The sequence below is a fragment of the Uliginosibacterium silvisoli genome (assembly GCF_036017035.1).
Classification (GTDB): Bacteria; Pseudomonadota; Gammaproteobacteria; order Burkholderiales; family Rhodocyclaceae; genus Viridibacterium; species Viridibacterium silvisoli.
The window spans coordinates 954,155-974,282 of record NZ_JAYXHS010000002.1 but is presented as its reverse complement, the minus strand read 5'-3'; the positions used below and the strand labels follow the sequence as shown (position 1 = coordinate 974,282).

At 61.4% G+C, this 20,128-nt stretch carries 17 protein-coding genes and 1 tRNA gene; 10 read left to right on the top strand and 8 right to left on the bottom strand.

Annotation, left to right across the window (positions count from 1 at the left end):
• Positions 1-64: 64 nt before the first annotated feature.
• Positions 65-721 (bottom strand): tRNA (guanine(46)-N(7))-methyltransferase TrmB, encoded by a 657-nt coding sequence (gene trmB, locus VVD49_RS14045; protein ID WP_327599808.1) that lies wholly within the window; start codon positions 719-721, stop codon positions 65-67.
• Positions 696-1,661, bottom strand: coding sequence for a tRNA dihydrouridine synthase (locus VVD49_RS14040; RefSeq protein WP_327599979.1), 966 nt, complete (start codon positions 1,659-1,661; stop codon positions 696-698). Before VVD49_RS14040 ends, trmB begins: the two co-directional genes overlap by 26 nt.
• A 206-nt stretch (positions 1,662-1,867) precedes the next feature.
• Here VVD49_RS14040 and VVD49_RS14035 point away from each other — a divergent pair, with 206 nt between their 5' ends.
• Positions 1,868-2,332 (top strand): DUF1178 family protein, encoded by a 465-nt coding sequence (locus tag VVD49_RS14035; RefSeq protein ID WP_327599807.1) that lies wholly within the window; start codon positions 1,868-1,870, stop codon positions 2,330-2,332.
• A 19-nt stretch (positions 2,333-2,351) separates the two neighbouring features.
• On the opposite strand, the gene VVD49_RS14030 is transcribed toward VVD49_RS14035, so the two are convergent.
• The 4 genes from VVD49_RS14030 to VVD49_RS14015 form a co-directional block, all read right to left on the bottom strand.
• The gene (locus VVD49_RS14030; RefSeq protein ID WP_327599806.1) at positions 2,352-2,501 is read right to left on the bottom strand and encodes a hypothetical protein; all 150 of its coding nucleotides are present in this window, start codon (positions 2,499-2,501) and stop codon (positions 2,352-2,354) included.
• Between the two features lie 77 nt (positions 2,502-2,578).
• A complete protein-coding gene (locus VVD49_RS14025) occupies positions 2,579-3,832 on the bottom strand; it encodes an alkaline phosphatase family protein (protein ID WP_327599805.1) in 1,254 nt (417 codons plus the stop codon).
• 221 nt (positions 3,833-4,053) lie between these two features.
• Positions 4,054-4,129, bottom strand: a tRNA-Gly gene (locus tag VVD49_RS14020).
• A gap of 207 nt (positions 4,130-4,336) precedes the next feature.
• Complete coding sequence (locus tag VVD49_RS14015; protein WP_327599804.1) at positions 4,337-5,011, bottom strand: nitrogen fixation protein NifQ; 675 nt, start codon at positions 5,009-5,011, stop codon at positions 4,337-4,339.
• 223 nt (positions 5,012-5,234) lie between these two features.
• Between VVD49_RS14015 and VVD49_RS14010 the strand changes: the two genes are divergently transcribed.
• From VVD49_RS14010 to VVD49_RS13990, 5 genes are all read left to right on the top strand, one after another.
• Complete coding sequence (locus VVD49_RS14010; RefSeq protein ID WP_327599803.1) at positions 5,235-6,761, top strand: protein adenylyltransferase SelO; 1,527 nt, start codon at positions 5,235-5,237, stop codon at positions 6,759-6,761.
• 36 nt (positions 6,762-6,797) lie between these two features.
• Positions 6,798-7,172: a thioredoxin gene (gene trxA / locus VVD49_RS14005; protein ID WP_327599802.1), complete on the top strand. Its 375-nt coding sequence runs from the start codon at positions 6,798-6,800 to the stop codon at positions 7,170-7,172.
• A 9-nt stretch (positions 7,173-7,181) separates the two neighbouring features.
• Positions 7,182-7,514 (top strand): YkgJ family cysteine cluster protein, encoded by a 333-nt coding sequence (locus tag VVD49_RS14000; protein WP_327599801.1) that lies wholly within the window; start codon positions 7,182-7,184, stop codon positions 7,512-7,514.
• Positions 7,515-7,588: 74 nt separating this feature from the next.
• Positions 7,589-9,052, top strand: a complete 1,464-nt coding sequence (gene cls / locus VVD49_RS13995; protein ID WP_327599800.1) for a cardiolipin synthase — start codon at positions 7,589-7,591, stop codon at positions 9,050-9,052.
• A 106-nt stretch (positions 9,053-9,158) separates the two neighbouring features.
• The gene (locus VVD49_RS13990; protein ID WP_327599799.1) at positions 9,159-10,016 is read left to right on the top strand and encodes an amino acid ABC transporter substrate-binding protein; all 858 of its coding nucleotides are present in this window, start codon (positions 9,159-9,161) and stop codon (positions 10,014-10,016) included.
• A 106-nt stretch (positions 10,017-10,122) separates the two neighbouring features.
• Here VVD49_RS13990 and parC read toward each other — a convergent pair whose 3' ends face one another.
• Complete coding sequence (gene parC / locus VVD49_RS13985; protein ID WP_327599798.1) at positions 10,123-12,504, bottom strand: DNA topoisomerase IV subunit A; 2,382 nt, start codon at positions 12,502-12,504, stop codon at positions 10,123-10,125.
• Positions 12,505-12,894: 390 nt separating this feature from the next.
• Here parC and VVD49_RS13980 point away from each other — a divergent pair, with 390 nt between their 5' ends.
• From VVD49_RS13980 to VVD49_RS13965, 4 genes are all read left to right on the top strand, one after another.
• Positions 12,895-14,751, top strand: coding sequence for an MORN repeat-containing protein (locus tag VVD49_RS13980; protein WP_327599797.1), 1,857 nt, complete (start codon positions 12,895-12,897; stop codon positions 14,749-14,751).
• Between the two features lie 163 nt (positions 14,752-14,914).
• The gene (locus VVD49_RS13975; protein WP_327599796.1) at positions 14,915-16,873 is read left to right on the top strand and encodes a serine/threonine protein kinase; all 1,959 of its coding nucleotides are present in this window, start codon (positions 14,915-14,917) and stop codon (positions 16,871-16,873) included.
• A 96-nt stretch (positions 16,874-16,969) separates the two neighbouring features.
• The gene (locus tag VVD49_RS13970) at positions 16,970-18,001 is read left to right on the top strand and encodes a type VI secretion system-associated FHA domain protein (RefSeq protein ID WP_327599795.1); all 1,032 of its coding nucleotides are present in this window, start codon (positions 16,970-16,972) and stop codon (positions 17,999-18,001) included.
• Between the two features lie 17 nt (positions 18,002-18,018).
• A complete protein-coding gene (locus VVD49_RS13965) occupies positions 18,019-18,786 on the top strand; it encodes a PP2C family protein-serine/threonine phosphatase (protein WP_327599794.1) in 768 nt (255 codons plus the stop codon).
• Between the two features lie 71 nt (positions 18,787-18,857).
• Here VVD49_RS13965 and VVD49_RS13960 read toward each other — a convergent pair whose 3' ends face one another.
• Positions 18,858-20,030, bottom strand: coding sequence for an anthrax toxin-like adenylyl cyclase domain-containing protein (locus VVD49_RS13960; RefSeq protein ID WP_327599793.1), 1,173 nt, complete (start codon positions 20,028-20,030; stop codon positions 18,858-18,860).
• Positions 20,031-20,128 lie beyond the last annotated feature (98 nt).

Here is a 20,128-nt window from a genome sequence, read left to right as displayed (position 1 = left end):
TAGCGGAACGGTTGAAGACACCAGCCCGCGCTGATCGTCAGGGCTCGGGGCCGAACGCCCCGCCTCAGCCAAGCATGCAAACGAGGCGATGCAGGCTCTGCCCGGAATCGCGGTATTTCTTCTCGAACGGCGTAAGGGGCTCCTCCGCTTCGAAGCGCTCGACACCCGGCGTAGTGCCTGTCAGCAAGCCGATGGCCTGGGCCAGTTCTTCGACGTAGATAGCCCAGTTGCTGCGACATTCGAGGCGACCACCAAGCGCCAGCAGCGCCGGAAACGCCGGGCTGCCGTGCCAGCGCCGTGACAGATGGCCGATTTTCGGCCAGGGATTCGGATACAACAGGTAGTGCCGATCGAGACGGATATCCGCTTGTAGCAACAGGCGCCAGAAGTCGACCAGATCAGCGCGCGCAAAGAAGGCGTTGGCGGGCGTGACGCCGGGCTTGCCGCGCGACAGGCGATCTTCGGACTGGTCCACGCCAAGCACGAAATGCGCGGGATGCGCCTCCGCCAGCTTGAGCGTGCTCCAACCGACGCCGCAACCGGCATCCAGCAGGATGGGGGCTCGCCCGTCCCACTCGCGCATCACGCTGTCGAACGACGCCTGGCTGGCGGGTGAAATCGGTTTGCGGAAAAGCGCATCACGATGCCGCAGCACCAGCTCGGCAAGCTTGTCGTGCGGCCCGCTCTGCGCACTGTCAATGCTGCGTGAGTTCGCGTACATCGGCGGGCCCCAGTGTGGAGTCGAGAATGATCTGGATGTCATGCGGCTCACGCAGCGGCCTCACCGCCTGATAGAGCAACTCGGCCTGCGGGTAATTACGTCGCAAGAGATTGAGCCACTGCTTGAGGCGGCCCGGCGCATGACGCGCCTCGACCTTGCGTTGTACGCGCAACCAGAAATCGTGAATGAAGGGGCGCAGCGCCAGCCAGTCATCGTCCATGCTGCGCACCTCTGCGCCCTGCAGATGTTTGCGGATACGCCCGGCAAGGAACGGATCCGCAACACCACTGCGCCCCAGCATCACATCGTGCAAACCGCTTTCTGAACGGCAGCGCAGGTAGTCATCGACCGTCCAGATTTCGCCATTGGCGATCACCGGAATCTTCACCGCTTCCGCGATGCGCGCAATCCACGGCCAGTGCGCTGGCGGTCGATAGCCCTCTTCCTTGGTGCGAGCATGCACCACCAGCATCTCTACACCGCCTTCGGCGAGCGCCTGTGCCGCCTCAACGGCGCGGGACTTGTCATAAACGCCAAGACGCATCTTCGCCGTAAACGGTACGCGACCGCGAATCGCCCGGCTGACCTGGCCCGCGATATCGCACAGCAACTCCGGTTCGTCGAGCAGCACCGCGCCACCCCGATGGCGATTCACCGTCGGCGCGGGGCAACCGAAATTCAGATCGATGCCTGCGGGCGCAAGCTCGGCGAGGCGGTCTGCGTTCTCGGCCATGCAGGCAGGCTCCGAGCCCAGCAACTGGACGCGCACCAAAGTACCCGCTGCAGTGCGCGAAGATTCACGCAACTCCGGCGCGATGCGCGTGAAGAAACGCGCGGGCAGCAAGCTGCCCGAAACACGCGCAAATTCGGTGACACACCAGTCGTAAGTCGTGGCGCGCGTCAGCACGTCGCGCATGATTTCGTCGACCATGCCTTCCATGGGTGCGAGCAGCAGGCGCGGAGATTCTGGAGATGAGGGTGCGAGCGACACAACAGCGGGGTCAGGAACAGTGGCAGGTCGGGACAGCATAGGCGCGCCATGTTATCTTTGCGCCCCTTCAATAGCAAAGTCGTCGGGACAAGGCTTGCACGTCAGGACACACTGCGTGACAAGACAAACCCTGCCAGAAATATCCGGGAAAAATCGTGATTGTTGTCGACCTGATCTGTGAGCACGAGCACCGTTTCGAAGGCTGGTTCGCCTGCAGCGAGGATATTGAATCGCAACAGCAGCGTGGCCTGCTGACCTGCGCAATCTGCGGTTCGCACAATATGCGTCGCTTGCCCTCGGCACCTCACGTGCAAGGCAGCAGCGACAAGGCAGAAGTGACGCAGCACGAAGCGGCAACGGAAACCACGACGACGAGCGTGGCCGCCCAGCAACCCGAAGCACAGCAGTTACTGCAAGTTCTGGTGAAGAAGCTGCAGGAAAGCGCGGCGCAATCAGAAGACGTCGGCGAAGACTTCCCGCAGGAAGCACGCCGCATTCACTTCGGCGATGCCGAAGAACGCGCCATTCGCGGCAAGGCGACGAACAGCGAAGTGGCTTCACTTCTCGACGAAGGCATCAGCGTGCTGCCAATGCCCATCGCCAAGGAAGACCTGCACTGAGCAGGTCTTTTGCCGAGACTCAGGCCGACGTACGTCGCGCGCTGGACGACTCAGGCACGAAACACATCGGAAAGAAGTTGTCGAAAGACGCTGCAGCGCGTTTTGCACGCTTGCGCGCCAGGCTGGCACGCCAGTTCCATTTGTTCCAGCTTGCAGGCTTGAATTTCATCGCTCTCTCCTCTTGCGAGTTTGAAGGAGACTAGCGAGCCGAGGTGACAGGCCGCTGACAGCTACGTGTCAGTCCTGTTACAAACGCGCTGGCGACAGGATCAGCGGCACATGCATCTCCGCCGCACTCAGACCACCATGCACGCCCAGCATGGCGTGGCTTTTTTCGCCATCGACGCGGTCGAGCACGGTCCAGTCATCGCGCGGAATCAGCAACCAGTCACCACCGCGCAGCAAGGCCTCCGAGCCGAAGCCAGGGCCGAACAAACCAGCATCGAATGCCAGTGCAGCAGGCATGGCATGCACACGGTCGCCAAAACGTTCAGCGACGCGCAAACCGAATACGGTCTGGTACTCCGCCTTCACATGGCAATACGCGGCACGGCGCTCACCGGTAAGCGGCGCACGCAACATCGCATAGAGATCCGCGTGGTCAGACAGCACGATCTGGTTCTCTGGCGGATTGTCGGTAAAGCCATGATCGGATGACACGACGAACTGGGCATCCGGCAAGAGGCTGCGCATCTGCGCATACACTTCGTCCAGCCGCGCGAGCACGTCACGCGCTTGCCGCGACTCCATGCCGAAGTCATGACCTGCCGCATCCAGCAACGGCGTGTAGGCGTATATGAATTTCTGCTGGCTGGTGGCCGTGCGCATTTCGCGCTCGGCGCGGAAAACGCTCCACGCCAGGCTGTCCAGTGTTGCGTACTCATGCACCGAGGCATCACGGCGATGGTGACGACTGTAAGGACCTTCGGCGAGATCGGCCAGCGTCACAACGCGCGACATGCGCTTGGCCGTTTCAAGCATCGGAGCGGTATGCAGCAAGCGCGCCAACAAGGCCACATCGTCAATGGCAGCACCGCTGCGATGGCGCATTGGCAAAGGTGCGACGATGGAGTCGGTTTCTTCATCACGCACATACCAGCCGATCAGACCATGCACGGCCGCAGGCTGTGCGGTCATCAGGGTGGTGATCGCGGTGGCGGTTGTCGATGGAAAAACGGAGGTGAGCGACTGCACGCGCTCGCGCCACAGATTTGGCGCGATATCGCGATTGCGCGACAGGAAATTGTCGCCAAGACCATCAATGAGAAAGAACACCAAGGTATCGCTGCCAGCCCAACGTGACGAAGCAGCCACGTCACCGCCCAGCATCAGATCACGATAGTCGGCAGGCACATCAGCACCACATGCGCGAGCCAGCGAGACGGCCAGATTGAACAAGCCGCCACCTGCGTAGTCAGGCCACACAAGTCCGTCTGCATACCAGTCTGTGGGCAGACCAGTGCGTTGGGCCAACTCTGAAGTCTTTGCTGTACTCAACATGCTGCTACCGGGCTAGGAACCTGCGCGCCTCATCAATGTTTACCGACCGTCACGTACGCATGCGAAAGCACATTGCGCGATGACCCACCGACCCTAACCGCAAGGCGCGCGCAACTCAAGCCGCCGTGCACAAGAAACACGACATTGCTGGAAGCGCACTGCAAACCGGAAATAAAAAAGGAAGGTCAAGTCATGAACTTGAACCTTCCTTTTTTTGAATCTGGAGCGGGAAAAGAGTCTCGAACTCTCGACCTCAACCTTGGCAAGGTTGCGCTCTACCAACTGAGCTATTCCCGCAAATTTCTACTTCTGCCGTGCTTCAAACAAGCTGTTCGTCAGAAGAAGAGCCGCAATTCTACACGCCCCGAAAAATTTCACAAGTAGTTTTTCACTCTGCTGCGTGCGCACGCATCACGCGGTCCATTTGTCGCTCACCAGAATACGAGCGCGATGACCGCACGACACGCATATGACATATCCGGACCAGCGCATCGGCGCTGGCGGTCAGCGCCCGAAGCAGCTGGCGTAATCGGGCAAGGGCGAAGTAACCGGCATGCGCAACTGGCGGTGCGCTGCCCGCTGTGTCAGTTCCTGCAGCAGAAAATCCTTCCAGGGCATATCGCAGCGATTACGCGCAGAGAGGGTCGTGAAGAAATCGTGCAGGAGATCCTGCAGCACAGCCGCCGAGGCGAGGTTCATGTCACGCCACAACGCCTCCTCGCCGAGACAGCTCGTGGCGACGGCATGCGCCAACCAGGTGCCGTCCTCGTCCACAACCGTGCGATTCTGGTCGAGCAGATCGACCAGATCACTCAAGGCGAAGGCTTCTTCGAAAATGCGTGGCAACAGCAAGTCGCCCCATGCCACACCCATCATCCTGCCGATGCCCGGGAAATGACTGGACAGGAGACGATAGGTTGTTTCGGCATCGAGCCCGAACAGGGGTAGATAACGCACGCCGCGTGTGTGCCAGCTATGCGAGATGGTGCCCGCCAGCGCCAGTGTCACGCCATACGCGGGGCGCGCTGCAAGCGCCATCAAGCCCTTGTAAACACTGCCTTCCGGCGTCTTGATCAAACCGCCGGATGGGGCGATCGGCTGTGCCGGGCGCGAGCGGAGCGCGTGGCGGGATGAAGGCTGCCCGGTAGTCTGCGATGGATTCTGACCGATGGATGGCATTGCGACCCCTCCTTCCAAAGCGCGATATCATTGGGCGACTGCAGTCAAGCGCCCTGCAAGCACACTCGCTGCAGACACTCTGGAACGAGCAAGCATCATTCCAGTTCAATGAACGCCGGCACACACCGTGCACGCAGGATTCACGAGCGGACGCCCGAGCAGCCGGATCAGCCCCACCCAATCGCCACAACCATCAGACGGCGCACGCAAAAGGTTTTCTGCCGTGACACCTCCAGCTCCCTCCGAATCCATCATCGCCAGCGAGGCATGGGTACCGCAGCTGAACTTCGACAACAGCTTCGGACGCTTGCCCGCGAGCTTTTACACCCGGCTTGCGCCCACGCCCCTTCCCGCGCCCTACCTCGTTTGTGCCAGCCCGGAGACCGCTGCGCTATTGGGCATCGACATCGAAGCGCTGGCAGACACTGAAACAGCGCGAAGTTTTGCCGAGTATTTTGCCGGCAATCGCCCCCTGCCCGGCAGCGACTCGCTCGCAGCGGTTTATTCGGGCCACCAGTTCGGCGTGTGGGCGGGCCAACTGGGCGACGGGCGCGCACATCTGCTGGGTGGCGTGCGCATGCCGGACGGCATCTTCGAGCTGCAGCTCAAAGGTGCAGGTGAAACGCCCTACTCGCGGCGCGCAGATGGCCGTGCGGTATTGCGCTCGTCGATTCGTGAATTCCTGTGCTCCGAAGCCATGGCTGCGCTGGGCATACCGACCACGCGTGCGCTATGCGTCGTCGGCTCCAATTACCCGGTGCGCCGCGAGACAATGGAGACTGCAGCGGTCGTGACACGGGTCGCCCCCAGCTTCGTGCGCTTCGGTTCGTTCGAACACTGGAACTCCCTGGACCGCGATGCGGAAGTCAAACAGCTCGCCGACTATGTGATCGACAATTTCCGCCCCGCATTACGCGACTCGGACAAGCCGTATGAGGCGCTGCTGACCGACGTGGCACAGCGCACCGGCATCATGATTGCGCACTGGCAGGCCGTCGGTTTCATGCATGGCGTGATGAACACCGACAATATGTCCATCCTCGGCCTGACGCTGGACTACGGCCCCTTCGGCTTCATGGAAGCCTTCGACGCAGCGCACATCTGCAATCACTCGGATGATCGCGGTCGCTACGCCTTTCACCAGCAGCCGCGCATCGGCCACTGGAATCTGCTGGCACTCACCCACGCCATGCGCTCGCTCGTGGGCCCGCTCGAAGAAGCGCGCGACATCATCGACAAGGCCTACGTCGGCGCTTTCGAATCGCATTTCATGCAACTGATACGCGCCAAGCTGGGATTCAACACGGAGCAACCCGGGGACGAAGAGTTCTTCAGCGAGACCTTCAATCTGCTGCAAGCCCAACATCTCGACTACACGAGTTTTTTCCGCGCGCTGAGCCATCTCTCAGGCAATGCCCGCGATGCGAGGCTTGATGCGGGTCTGCGTGATCAGTTCCTCGATCGCGAGAGCGGCGACGCCTGGCTGCAGCAATGGCGCGAACGCCTCGCACTGGAAGCCAGCGACGATGGGGCGCGGCAAGCGCGCATGCTTGCGACCAACCCCAAGTACATCCTGCGCAACTGGCTTGCCGAAGTAGCCATACGTGAAGCGCGCGGAGGCGATTTCAGCGAGGTCGCGCGCTTGCTCGACTGCCTGCGCAAGCCTTTCGATGAACAGCCTCACTACCAGTCTTATGCCGCCCTGCCACCCGATTGGGCTGCAGGTCTGGAAGTCAGCTGCTCCAGTTAGTTATTCCTCTCCCCCAAACCGCAAAGCGAGATCGCCATGGCCAGCATCGAAATCACCGAAGACAATTTCAACGACACTGTCGAACAGAATTCCATCGTCATTCTCGACTTCTGGGCCGAATGGTGCGGGCCTTGCAAGAGCTTCGCACCGACCTTCGAGGCCGCCTCAGAGCGCCACCAGGACATCGTGTTCGGCAAGATCGACACCGAAGCACAGGGCGGTCTGGGCGGCGCTTTCAACATCCGCTCCATCCCGACGCTGATGATCCTGCGCGACCAGATCATGGTCTTCCGTGAATCAGGCGCCCTGCCCGCCAGCGCGCTGGAGCAACTCATCGACCAGGTCCGCAAGCTCGACATGGACACCGTGCGTGCCAGTCTCGAGGCCGAGAACGACGAAGCCAAAGAGTAATGGTGCGAGATGAGCACGCCTGAGCCGGATGACAGCCCTGACCCCAGCCTGACCTGCGACACCTGTCGGGCCTGTTGCTGCCAGCTGGAAGTCATCCTCATGGGGGACGACGACGTGCCGCGCCACCTCACACGCCAGGACAGATGGGGGGGTGAGGTCATGCGCCGTCTCGACGATGGCTGGTGCGTCGCCCTGGATCGCGACACGCAGCTGTGCACGATCTACGAGCGCCGCCCCGGTGTCTGCCGCGACTTTCTCATGGGCGGTGTCGAATGTGCCGAGGAGCGCGCCCATCTCGACGCCAGCGGGCGCGTCATCCACCTCCTGCGTGGTCCGCTGTGAGCAGCGGGCCGGACACGCACGGCCTCATTCCTTAAGCATTCCCACGGACACCACTTCCCGGCCACAATAGCTGCATGTCCTTGTCGCTAGACACGCCGACCATCATCGAAGTAACGCACGTGCTGATCGTCATCACGATCGCGCTGCGCGTCATCATGCGTCGCCCGGCGCGCGGCATTGCCATGGCGTGGCTGCTGCTCGTCGCCCTCTTCCCCTTCGCCGGCGCCATCATGTATCTGCTCATCGGCGAACGGCGCATTACGCGGCGACGCGCGCGCCGCCTGGACAAGCTGCGCCTCGAATACCGGAACATCGCCAGCGCCGCGCTGCAAGGTGGCATCACCCATGTGGATTGGTCGCGCCACGCGCCGGCAGTGCGCGCCATGGACCGGCTCGGGCGCAAGCTGCTCGGCAGCCCGACGGTGCGCGGCAGCCGCCTGCAACTCTTTCACGATACCCACGCCATCCTGCTGGCCATTGCCCGTGACATCGATGCGGCGCAAAGCAGCGTATTGATGGTGTTCTATATCTGGGCTCCCGGCGGCGCCGCCGACGACGTGCTCGAAGCCGTTATTCGCGCTGCGCAACGCGGCCTGCACTGCCGCGTCCTCATTGATGATCTTGGTGCCCGCCAGTGGTGGAACAGCGATCAGCCCCGCCGCTTGCGTGCAGCCGGCGTCGAACTCCGCGCCGCCCTGCCTGCAGGGATATTCCATACGGTTATCGGCCGCACTGACCTGCGCATGCATCGCAAGGTTGCCATCATCGATGCAAAGCTGGCGTGGACCGGCAGCATGAATCTCGTTGACCCGCGCTACTTCAAACTTGAAGCCGGTGTCGGTGAATGGATTGACGCCATGGTTCGCGTCGAGGGCGCGGCTGTCGTGCCACTCAGCGCGACACTGATCGGCGACTGGTTACTCGAGAGCGGCGCGTCGACACAGGAGCTCGTCGATAGCATCAAGGAGCCCCGTGAGCCGCCCGAGGGGCCCGCCGACATCCAGGTCATTCCATCCGGCCCCGGCCTGTCTGAAGACGGCCTGCTGCAGATGCTGATCGCCTTGATCAATGCCGCGCAGGACGAACTCATCCTCACCACGCCCTACCTCGTCCCCGACGATGCCATGATCCTCGCCCTGCGCGGTGCAGCGGCTCGTGGCGTCAAGGTCATCATCATCGTGCCGGAGAAGGTCGACTCACTCCTCACCCGCTACGCCAGCCGCTCCTACTACGACGACCTGCTCGACATCGGCGTGGAGATCCACCTGTTCTACGGCGGGCTGCTGCACACCAAGAGCATCTTCGTCGACGGCAGCTTGTCGATGTTCGGCACCGTCAATCTCGACATGCGCAGCTTGTGGCTGAACTACGAAATCGCGTTGTTCATCTACGACCCGGAGTTTGCACAGACGTTACGCGCGCTGCTGCAAAGCTACCTCGAACAATCACGGCGCCTCGACGCGACCACCTGGGCGGCGCGCTCGTTCCGGGGACGTTTGCTCGAGAATGCCTTGCGCATGGCCAGCCCCCTGCTGTAGTCGCAACCAGGCGCGCGATGACCATCGGTCTGCTGCCCGCATGCAAGATTGTCGCTGCCACGAAAAGTAGCTACTCTGTCACGACCCCCACCCCGGAGACATACCCATGCTGCGTTTCGCTGTTATTGCCACGACATTGCTGTTTGCTGCCGGGGCTACCCAGGCGCAGGCCCTGGACGGCCGCCTGAAGAAGATCGCGGCAGACAAGGTCATCACCATCGCTTACCGCACGGACGCAGTGCCATTTGCATTCTCGGCCCCGGACAAGTCACCCGACGGTTATTCGGTCGACATCTGCAAGCGCGTGGTGGGCTCGATCCAGCAGCAACTGAAACTCTCGGCACTCAACATCAAGTGGGTGCCCGTGACGACAGACAACCGCTTCGACACAGTGGCCAATGGTGGTGCTGACATGGAGTGCGGTGCCAGCAGCGTCACGCAGTCGCGGCTGAAGGTCGTCGACTTCTCCAACTACATCTTCGTCGAGACGACCGGGCTGCTGATCAAGCGCACGACCAATCTGAAGAACCTGTCGGACCTCGCCGGCAAGAAGGTCGTGGTGATTGCCGGCACATCCAACGAACGTGCCGTCAATGAATTGATGAAGCGCCGCCAGATCGCTGCAACAGTCCTCCCCGTCAAGACGCGTGATGAAGCCTTCGCCTTGTTCGATGCTGACAAGGCTGATGCCTTCGCCAGCGACAAGCTGCTGCTGCTCGGTGCCGCCAACAAGGCCAAGGACCCGGGCTCACTGGTCCTGCTGGGCGATGAACTCTCGCTCGAACCCTATGCCATCGTACTCCCGCGCGGCGACACTTCGCTGCGACTGGCCGTCAACACCGGTCTGGCCCAGCTCTATCGCAGCGAAGAAATCATCTCGCTGTACAAGAACTGGTTTGCCACCATCGGCCCGATGGATCCCTTGAACCAAGTGAGCTACGTACTCGGCGCAATCCCCGAGTAAGTCGCACGCCGCCCGGCCAAGATGCCAGGGCAAGAAACAAAACGCCCATCACCCCGGCGCCGGGATGATGGGCGTTTTTGTATCGCCAGGCATGGCCAACCAAGGCTTACGGCGTTACCAGCCCCACCGGTTTGACCTTCGGTGCGAGCGTGCCGCCCTTGCGCGCACGTTTGCCGCGACAGGCTTCAAGCGCAACCCCCTTCACGACCAACTCGATTTCCTTGCCACCACGGCCAGCACCGATCACCTTCACGGCATCGGTCGGTGGGCAGCAGACGGCAACAAGCTCCTCCTTCTCGTCGAGCCCCATCACCACCATGCCGCGCCCACGTGCCATGACCTTCATTTCGGCGCGCGGGAAGTACAGCAAGCGCCCGTTGCCGGAGACGGCAGCAAGCCATTCGCCGAAGACGCGCGTTGGAACCAGCACGGTTTCCTTGTCCTCCAGCGTCATGAAGGCCTTGCCGGCACGTTGGCGGCTGACGAGTTCTTCAAGCTTGGTGATGAAGCCGTAGCTGCCCGAGTTGGCGAAGAAGTATTCGGCAATCGGATCGTCGGTGAGCGCTTGCGCGATACGCGCGCCTGACTGCAATTCGATCAGCGAAGTGATCGGCACACCGTCGCCACGCCCGCCCGGCAGGTCAGCGATACGCACGGAATAGGCACGCCCCATCGAGTCCAGCAACAGCAATGGCCAGGTCGTACGCGCCTCGGCGACGAGGAAGGCACTGTCACCGCTCTTGTATGTGAGCGTTTGCGGATCGATACCGTGGCCCTGGCGCGTCCGCACCCAACCGTTCTTCGACAGGATGACGGTGACAGGCTCGTCGAGCACCGGCGCTTCGATGTTGGAGACTGAAGCCGCGGCCTCGATCAACGTACGGCGGTCGTCACCGTATTTTTTCGCGTCCTCGGTGATTTCCTTGAGGATCAGCTTCGTCATCGCATTTCGGTTCTCGAGCAGCTCGATCAGGCCCGTGCGCTCTTCACGCAGATTGGTCAGTTCCTTCTCGATGGCGATGTATTCGAGCTTGGCCAACTGACGCAGGCGGATTTCGAGAATGTCCTCAGCCTGCAGCTCGGACAGGCCGAACTTCGCAATCAGCTCGGCCTTGGGCTCATCCGAACCACGGATGACCTTGATGATCTCATCGATGTGCAGCCAGGCAATCTGGCGGCCTTCGAGGATGTGGATGCGACGTTCAACCTGACCAAGACGATGACGCGTGCGGCGCTCGACGGTGGCAAAGCGGAAACCGATCCATTCGCACAGCAGCGCCTTGATGCCCTTCTGCCCCGGCCGGCCATCGAGGCCAATCGCCGTGAAATTCATCGGCACCGAAGCTTCGAGCGAGGTGTGTGCAAGCAGCACGCGCATCAGCTCGTCCGGCTCCTGCGTGCGCGTCTTGGGCTCGAGGACGAGGCGCACAGCGGCTTTGTCCGAGCTTTCGTCACGCGCCGCGTCGAGCACGCCGAGCAACAAGGCCTTATTGTTCTTCTCGTCCTGACTGATCTCCTTCTTGCCCGCCTTCGGCTGCGGATTGGTCACCGCCTCGATCTCGGACAATACCTTGGCCGTCGACACGCCATGCGGCAGCTCGTCGACGATGATGCGCCAGGCACCACGTGCCAGTTGTTCGACACGCCAGCGCGCACGCATGCGGATCGAGCCGCGGCCACTTTCGTAGGCGTCGCGAATGGTGCTATCCGGCGAGATGATCTGACCACCGCCAGGGAAGTCCGGGCCGGGCATGACACTGCGGATTTCATCGATCGTCGCAGCCGGCTTCTTGATCAGCATCTGCGCAGCCGCCGCGACTTCACGCAGGTTGTGTGGCTGGCACTCCGTTGCCATCCCTACCGCAATACCTGACGAGCCATTCAGCAGCAGCATCGGCAGGCGCGCCGGCAGCAGCCTGGGCTCCTCGTCACCGCCGTCGTAGTTCGGCACGAAATCTACCGTGCCCATTTCGATCTCGGAGAGCAGCAGCTCGGCGATGGGCGTCAGGCGCATTTCCGTGTAGCGCATGGCCGCAGCGCCGTCACCGTCGCGCGAACCGAAGTTGCCCTGGCCGTCGATCAGCGGGTAGCGCAGCGAGAAGTCCTGCGCGAGCCGCACGGAGGCGTCGTAGATCGACGAGTCGCCATGCGGGTGCAGCTTGCCCATCACGTCACCGACCACGCGCGCCGACTTGACCGGCTTGGCCAACGGGGCCAGGCGCATGCGGTGCATGGTGTAGAGGATGCGGCGCTGAACCGGCTTCATGCCGTCTTCAACCTGCGGCAAGGCGCGGCCGCGCACCACACTCATGGCGTAAGCCAGGTAGGCACGCTCGGCAAAGGCGGCGATCGGCAGATGATCATCGGGCAGCTCTGCCAGGCCTGGAGGCAATTCGGGTGGCGGTGGCGGCGCAACGGGCGCAGTCACTTGCGGAGGCGCTGCGACGTCTTCGTCGCCAAACAGATCGGGTTCTTGCTCGTTGTGCATGTGCGGCGGATATCAGGCGGAATCAGATTGAAATCAAAGTAGAATTTGGGCTTCGTGGAACAGGGCAAGCACTGCGGCAGGTTTCAGATCCTGTAGCAGATGGTCGATAGTGCTGGAGGAAACATTGCAGCACGCAGGGGCGCATGGGTCGTAGCAAAACCGGCCGCAATTATGGCAGCTCCCTTGCCGGGTGTGGCGCTCGGGGAGGCATCAGCAAGACACCTTGCCATATGCTCCCGCTACAGCACCCGCTGTCCGCAAAGCGCTTGACCTTGCTTCAGTGCAAAAGTTACCGTCAGAACGTTGTACGCCGGAGCTGACGTACCGAATACAAGCTCGGACTTGCCTGTTCTACTTAGTGCCATGACCGCTTACAGGAGTCGTCGCAGTTTGAATACCTCACCATTTTCGTTCAGCTCCGCATCGTCCCTGCGCTCGCGGGCCTTCCTCGTCAGCGCCCTCCTCGCCTTGAGCGCGACGTGCTTGCTGCTCCTCAATACAGCGCATGCTGCGGCGCTGGAAAGCGGGCGCTTTGTCGAAGTCGATGGCTGGAAAGCACGCATCACGATCGACTGCCTGCTCAAGGACAAATTGTGCGGAAGCTTCCGTTATGAGACGCAGGGCTGCGAAGGCGATCTCATATATTCAGGTGAGTCAGCCGGCGGTTTTGAATTCCGTGCCGAACTGAAAGCCGGACGCTGCCTGCCAGGCTGCACGGTGCAGGTGTCGAGCGACTTCAAGCGCTATGCGGAGATCTGCAAGAACAGCCGGCATGAAGGCACATTGATCCCGGCAGACGGCAACGCCACCCAGACAGCACCAGCATCAGGCGGCGTCAGCGCACCTGCGACAGTTGTCATTGCGCCGCCGGCCATTGCCAGCGCCCGCAACGAAGAGCCCCCCGCCGCGACCGCCCCGCCACCTGCCGGACAAGCGCCGGCCGGCACTGCCGCAACCGCGGAATCGGGCAGCAAGGGCTATGCCGCAAGCGGTGAAGTGCACATCAAATGGGACGATGGCAACTCCTACGATGGCAACATGGCAAACGGCAAGCGCAACGGCAAGGGCTTGTTCAAGTGGGCCAACGGCCAGTCCTACAACGGCGACTGGCGCGACGATTCACCGGAAGGCGAAGGCAGCATGGTCTTCGCCAACGGCGATCGCTACCAGGGGCAAGTGAAGAGCGGCGTGCCGGATGGCCGTGGCAAGAAGCAATTCTCCAACGGCGACAGCTACGAAGGACAGATCAGCAAGGGTCTCCCCGACGGCGAAGGCACCTACACGGAGAAAAGCGGCAACAGCTACAGCGGTCAGTGGAAGGCTGGCATCAAGACCGGACAAGGCAAGTACGCCTGGGTCGGCGGCCAGAGCTACGCCGGAGACTGGGTAGCGGACAAACCAGAGGGCCGCGGCAGTATCCGCTTTGCCAACGGCGATCAATATGACGGACAGATCAGCAATGGCCTGCCGCAGGGTAAAGGCGTGAAGACCTATGCCTCCTCCCAGGATCGCTACGAGGGCGAGTTCGTCAAAGGCGAAGCACAAGGCGAAGGCCTGTATCGCTGGAAAAACGGCGATCTGTATGCAGGCAGCTGGAAAAGCGGCAAGAAATCCGGTCAGGGCCGTTACACTTGGACCAACGGTGACTATTGGGAAGGCGATTTCGCTGACGACAAGCAAACCGACTCGGGGCGCCTGTTCTTCACGCCCACCATTGCAGCCTCAAGCGCCGAGGTGGAGAAGGTCGCAAAGCAGACCACTGCGGTAGCGGAAGCCAACGCCGGCAAGGTACAAGCAGGTCGGGCCGGCGACAAATCGATAGATCACGCCAAACTGCTGGCGATCCCGATGGTGGCCAAGGAGCTGCGTGATTGCACGCGCAAGGAAGGCACCGACTGCGCGACAACGGTGGTCAACGGCGTCCTCAACGACACCTTGTTCCCCCACAAATGGCAGACCATGGCGACGGAGAAAGACGCCAAGGGCAAGGGATCGGTTTTCGAGGTCGATGCAAACTCCCAGCTGGAAGCAGGCAATGTGTATTCCTGGCTACGCTCGGGCGACGGTGCGCTGGCGAGGAATATCGGCGTGAAGTACGGCTGTCGCGCCCAGACCCTGGAAATACAACTGGTCTACAACTGCCAGCAACAGGGTTGCGCGCTTGACGTAAATATCGACAAGTACGCAGGCAAGGTCATCCCGGCAACGGACATCAAGAACTGGTTCAAGGGCGCTTGCGAGCGCTGACGCCGCAGCGACAGACCTGGCCAGCACACCTTCCGGCCAGCCTGTCGGCGCCGGCCTGTGCCCTGTTGCACGCTTGATGAAAAGCCTCCCGAGCGTCTACAGTCCGGTATGACAGGATATGGGCTCTGCACAATAACAATGACCTCCAGAATGGAACCACACGGTGGCTGAAGAACGCGACGCCAATAGCACCGTAATTCTCGGCGCTGCCACTCCCCAGCCAGCACAGTCAGCGATTCATCAGAACGCGCTGCCGATCGGCGCCAAGCTGGGCGAATTCGAAATCATCGACCTGGTCGGCGAAGGCGGTTTCGGCATCGTCTATCTTGCGCAGGATCACTCCCTGCACCGCAAGGTGGCACTCAAGGAATACATGCCGGCCTCGCTGGCCTCGCGTGGTCACGACGCATCGGTTTCAGTGCGCTCGGAACGCCATCGGGAAACTTTCGGCATCGGCCTGCGCAGCTTCGTCAATGAGGCGCGCATCCTCGCCCAGTTCGATCACGCTGCGCTGGTCAAGGTCTACCGCTTCTGGGAAGCCAACGGCACGGCCTACATGGTCATGCCCTTCTACAGCGGTCAGACGTTGCAGGACGCACTGCGGGCGCGCGACGACGCGCCCGAGGAAGCCTGGATCCGCAAGATCCTGTCGCCGGTCATGGATGCACTGGCGATCATTCACGAAGAACAGATCTATCACCGCGACATCGCACCGGACAACATCATGTTGCTCGCGGGTGACCGTCCTGTGCTGCTCGACTTCGGCGCAGCACGGCGCGTCATCAGCGACATGACACAGGCATTGACGGTGATTTTGAAGCCGGGTTACGCGCCGATCGAACAGTACGCGGAAATGCCGGGCATGAAGCAAGGCCCATGGACCGACGTCTACGCGCTGGCTGCCGTGGTCTACTTCATGATCCTCAACCGCAAGCCGCCACCTGCGGTCGGCCGCATGATGCAGGACAGCTATGAGCCGCTGATGCTCAGCGAAATGGCGGGCCGCTATAGCGACCAATTCCTGCAAGGCATCGACCGCTGCCTTAACGTCAAGGCAGAAGATCGCCCGCAAAGTATCGCCGCCATGCGGGAAGCCATCGGCTTCACCACGACATCAGCAGCCCCCGCTCATCACGCACCGGCCAGGCCAGTAGCCCCGCCACCAGTCGCAGCGCCTAGCGCCGCCCCCAGTGCTGCGCCCAAACCGGCACCAAAGCCGGCGCCGAAGGCGGTCGCCAAACCGGTCCCCGCCACTGCAACCGATCACGCGGACGAACCCAAAGCCAGCAAGCTGCCTCTGATCATTGGCGCTGCGGTCGTTGTGGCTGCCGTAGCGGGTGGTGCGGCCTACTACGCCACACAGAAAAAAGCGGCGTCACCCAGCCCGGCAACGATCGCTGCGCCACAAGTCACGCCAGCGGTAAAGGCGCCGCCGCCTCCGGTCGCGACCCCGGCGCCCGTGCCGCGCTTCACGAGTCTGACGGCGGCCATCGACGGCGCACTTGCCGCGGCTGATCCGCGCTTCACGACGACACTGGACACCCCTGCCACGATCACCGTGGGTAGCGACCTGAAGCTGACGGCTTACAGCAAGGCCGATAGCCTGCTCTACCTGTTCCTGTGGGATCAGGCGACGGACAAGATCTATCGTCTGACGCCCAGCGAAAAGGATGCCGACAACGCGATCAAGGCCAATGGCAGCTTCGCGATCCCGCGCAAGGACAGCGCGAAATTCGCAGCGCGCGAGCCTTTGGGTACCTGGCGCGTCATAGCGATGACGTCCGAAAAGCCACGCGACTTTTCGAAAACGCCTTTTGCACGTGACGGCGACTTCCTGCAAGTCGAACGCGGCGTGCTCGAGGCCAAGCTCGCCACGGATGGCCTGGCAAGCCTGTTCGGCACGCCACAATGCGCCGCCGCCAGCTGTGCTGATCACTTCGCCTTGAGCGTGGCAAACATCACCAAGGAAGCGGCGCCAGCGCCCGTCGTCAAACCGACGGTGCCTGCCCCAAAGCCAGCTACGCCGCAAGCCACGCCAAGCCCAAGCAAGAAAGCGCCGGACTCCGAGCGCGAATACATGAAACGTCTCAACAAGGATCTCGACAACTTGCTCGGCAAGTAGGCTGGTCCCGCCGCAGACGGAACCAAGAGGCATCTGCGGCCACTTCAGCCACTCGCACGACAACCATCGCGACTACTTCGACTACGGAGAACACGAGTGTTGCTGCGCATTACCGTCCTTCAATACAAAGGCGCACCGCCCCCGGCGGCGCTCGCCTACATGTTTGATGAAAACGGTGGCAGCATCGGCCGCGAAAGCTGCAACCTGACCTTGCCCGATGACACGCGCGTGCTGTCACGTGTGCAGGCGCAGATCATATTTGCTGACGGTGAATTCAGCCTCGTGGATCAGGGCGGAAACCCCTCTGTCGTCAATAGCCTGCGTGTCGGCAAGGGTTTGTCGCGCGTCCTGTACGACGGCGACATCATCGAACTCTGCGACTACAAGCTACGCGTCAAAGCCATCGGTACTGCGGCGAAGAATGGCGGCGACACCTTGCCCATGCGCGCCGTTGACCCCATGCCGTCTCAGGACCTCGTGCCGCCGATCCTGCTGGACCCGGACGAACTCACCGGTGCATCGCTCGGCGAAATACTTGCGGCGGCCAAAATTGCACCCGCAGATGCCGAACCGGACACGAGCTTCGACATGGACGTCGACTTCGACAATCTCGACGATCCGGAAGAGCAGACCGCAACACCACACGATCCGGCAGCGACTGCCGGGCTCTACGAGCCGCTCCACACCCCGCAGCCGGAGGTCGACACGGCTGAAGCTGCAACGCCGGCCATACTCCTTGATGCACGTGAGCTGACGCCGGAGAAGCCCACGGAGAACTACGCCGCGCTGCTGTCGGCGCTGTGTCTGGGCATGGGTATTCCTGCGCCGGAAACCACGGGCGCCATGCGGCCGCATCACATGGGCATTATCATGCGCCGCGCGATGCAGCGGGCGCTCGCCTCCGTGCTGGCCGGCCTGACACCACAAGATATTGAAAAGCGCCTGACAGATCATGCCTTGCCTGAAATGACTTCCGCGCTGGAGCGCAAGAGCAAGCTCTGGGAGCTCTTCGAACAGGGCCATGCCGACATTTCACGCGAAGCTGAAGACCTTTTTCATGCCCGATTCGGCGAGGAACTCCTCAACGCCTGCAAGGCGCAAGTTCGCAATCTGCAACAGCACAACTGAGACGTTACGAGACGCACATGCTGGCACTTCAAACCACCTACACATCGCAAACAGGTCAACGCAAGCGCAACGAAGACACATGCGGTTACTGGACCTCTGACACTGCGTGTTGCTGGGTCGTATCAGACGGCGCGGGCGGTCATGGCAGCGGAGATGTCGCTTCGCAACTGGTCGTCAATACCACCTTGACGCAGTTCGAAGCAAAGCCCGAAGTCAGCGAACAAGTGGTCACCGATCTGACCACAGGTGCACATTCCGCCGTCATGGAGCACAAACACCGCAATCCGGAAGGTGACGACATGCACGCGACGGTTGCCGTGTTGCTGATCGACGCCGGTACCCGCCAGGCTGTCTGGGCGCATGTTGGCGACACGCGTATCTACCTGTTCCGTCGCCGCAAGATTGCCTTGCAAACGCGAGACCACAGCCTCGTGCAACAACTCATCGATGCAGGCTACGGCAACGAGGAAATCATCCGCACCCACCCGCAGCGCAATATGCTGACCTCAGCCATTGGCAGCAACGACGAGATGACGATCAGTGTCTCCGGCACTCCCATCCTCGTCGAAGAAGGCGATCTGTTCCTGATGTGCACCGATGGCTGGTGGGAGTACCTCGAAGAGCACGTCATGGAAGAAATGCTCGAAGACGCGACGTCCGCCAAAGAATGGCTGGAAGTCATGGCCCAGCGCGTCGAATCGAGCGCCAAGGAAAACGCGGACAACTATACGGCGGTAGCCATACAGGTCGGGGAACTGGAAGAGGTCACAACTGTTATCCGCTGAAGCTCATGACCGCGCAGAGGTGCGGTCTATTTCCGGGCCAGCGAAGCGCACGCATTGTGTGCGATCCGGCTTCAGCGATTGTACCAGTCAGGCACGATGACCCTGACGCCATCTGCGGGTACATAGCGGCCATATTCGGCACCAAGCCGGTTGGGCTTCCCCGCGACGACATCCTGCGCCCATGCGTTCGACAAGGTCACGTAAATGCCGTCCTGATCACAGGCCGCGATGAACACCTTGAAGTCTTCTATTGTTTCGAGGCCGAAATGCGTGCCCGCGGGGTTGAACGCAATCACAGGCAGGTCCACATCGGTCAGATACGGTCTGGCGGCTTCGTCGCTATGCCATAGCACCGTACTCCCCACAATGGAGTTAACCGACTGGCATAGCGTGTAGATACGATTGGTGATGTTGCCCAGCTTCGTACCCTGACCACCGCGTGTGAAATTGCGCTCCAGGTAGTCCACGTTCCTCCCCTCTGCACCGGGGCGCCCTTTCACGGTTCCCAGGGGACGATGATCCGCTGCGCCGACGCGGGCATCGTAGTCCTCGACATAAGGCCATACCGCAAACAGATCGTAGTCGCCCGTAATCGCTCGCAGGTGCGGCATCACTTCCAGCACCACAGAGGAGATACCGCTATGCCCCGGCGGATTGGTCATTGCGAGCATTGGCTCCAGAGGTTGGTACTTGCCCGCAGGAAGACCCGTCTCCTGAACCCACTTTGGCCCGCCTTGCGTGTGATCGAAGCACACACCATAGAGACCACCGGGCTTTCGCACCAAGGCGTAGTCGAAGGTCACGCCAGCGCGACTTGCGCGACCGCGATAGCCATATCCCATCACACGCAGATTGGGCACGTGACCGTTCTTACGTAGCCAGTCGATACGCTGCTCGGAGATGATCAGCGGCGTGGTCGCTGCCTTCCAGCCCTGCCCTTCATGGTCATCGTAGAGCGCTTCCTTGTGCTTTTCGCGGTTGAACTCAGCCTTGCCAAGACCGTACTTGTTCAGACGCGGATCGCGCATCACAAAGCCGGCCATCGGCCCCCAATCGCAAGACTTTCCGTGAATGCGGTAACCCTTGGTGTCGTAGCCTTCAGCCAGCAGACCATGACAGGTAGGTCCGGTCGCGCGTACCAAGATCACGCATTTCTGCGAACGCGCCACGTTCAGGAAAGCGTTCATGTGCGTAATCGGCATGCCGATCGTGTGTTCCAGAAAACCAGCGTCGTTGTAGCGCATCGTCAGAACCTTACGAATTTTCTGTGTAGAACAGTCATTGATCTGCAGTGACGAGCTAGCGAGCGGCCCGTTTGGGCTACCTCGGAGCTACTCGGCCA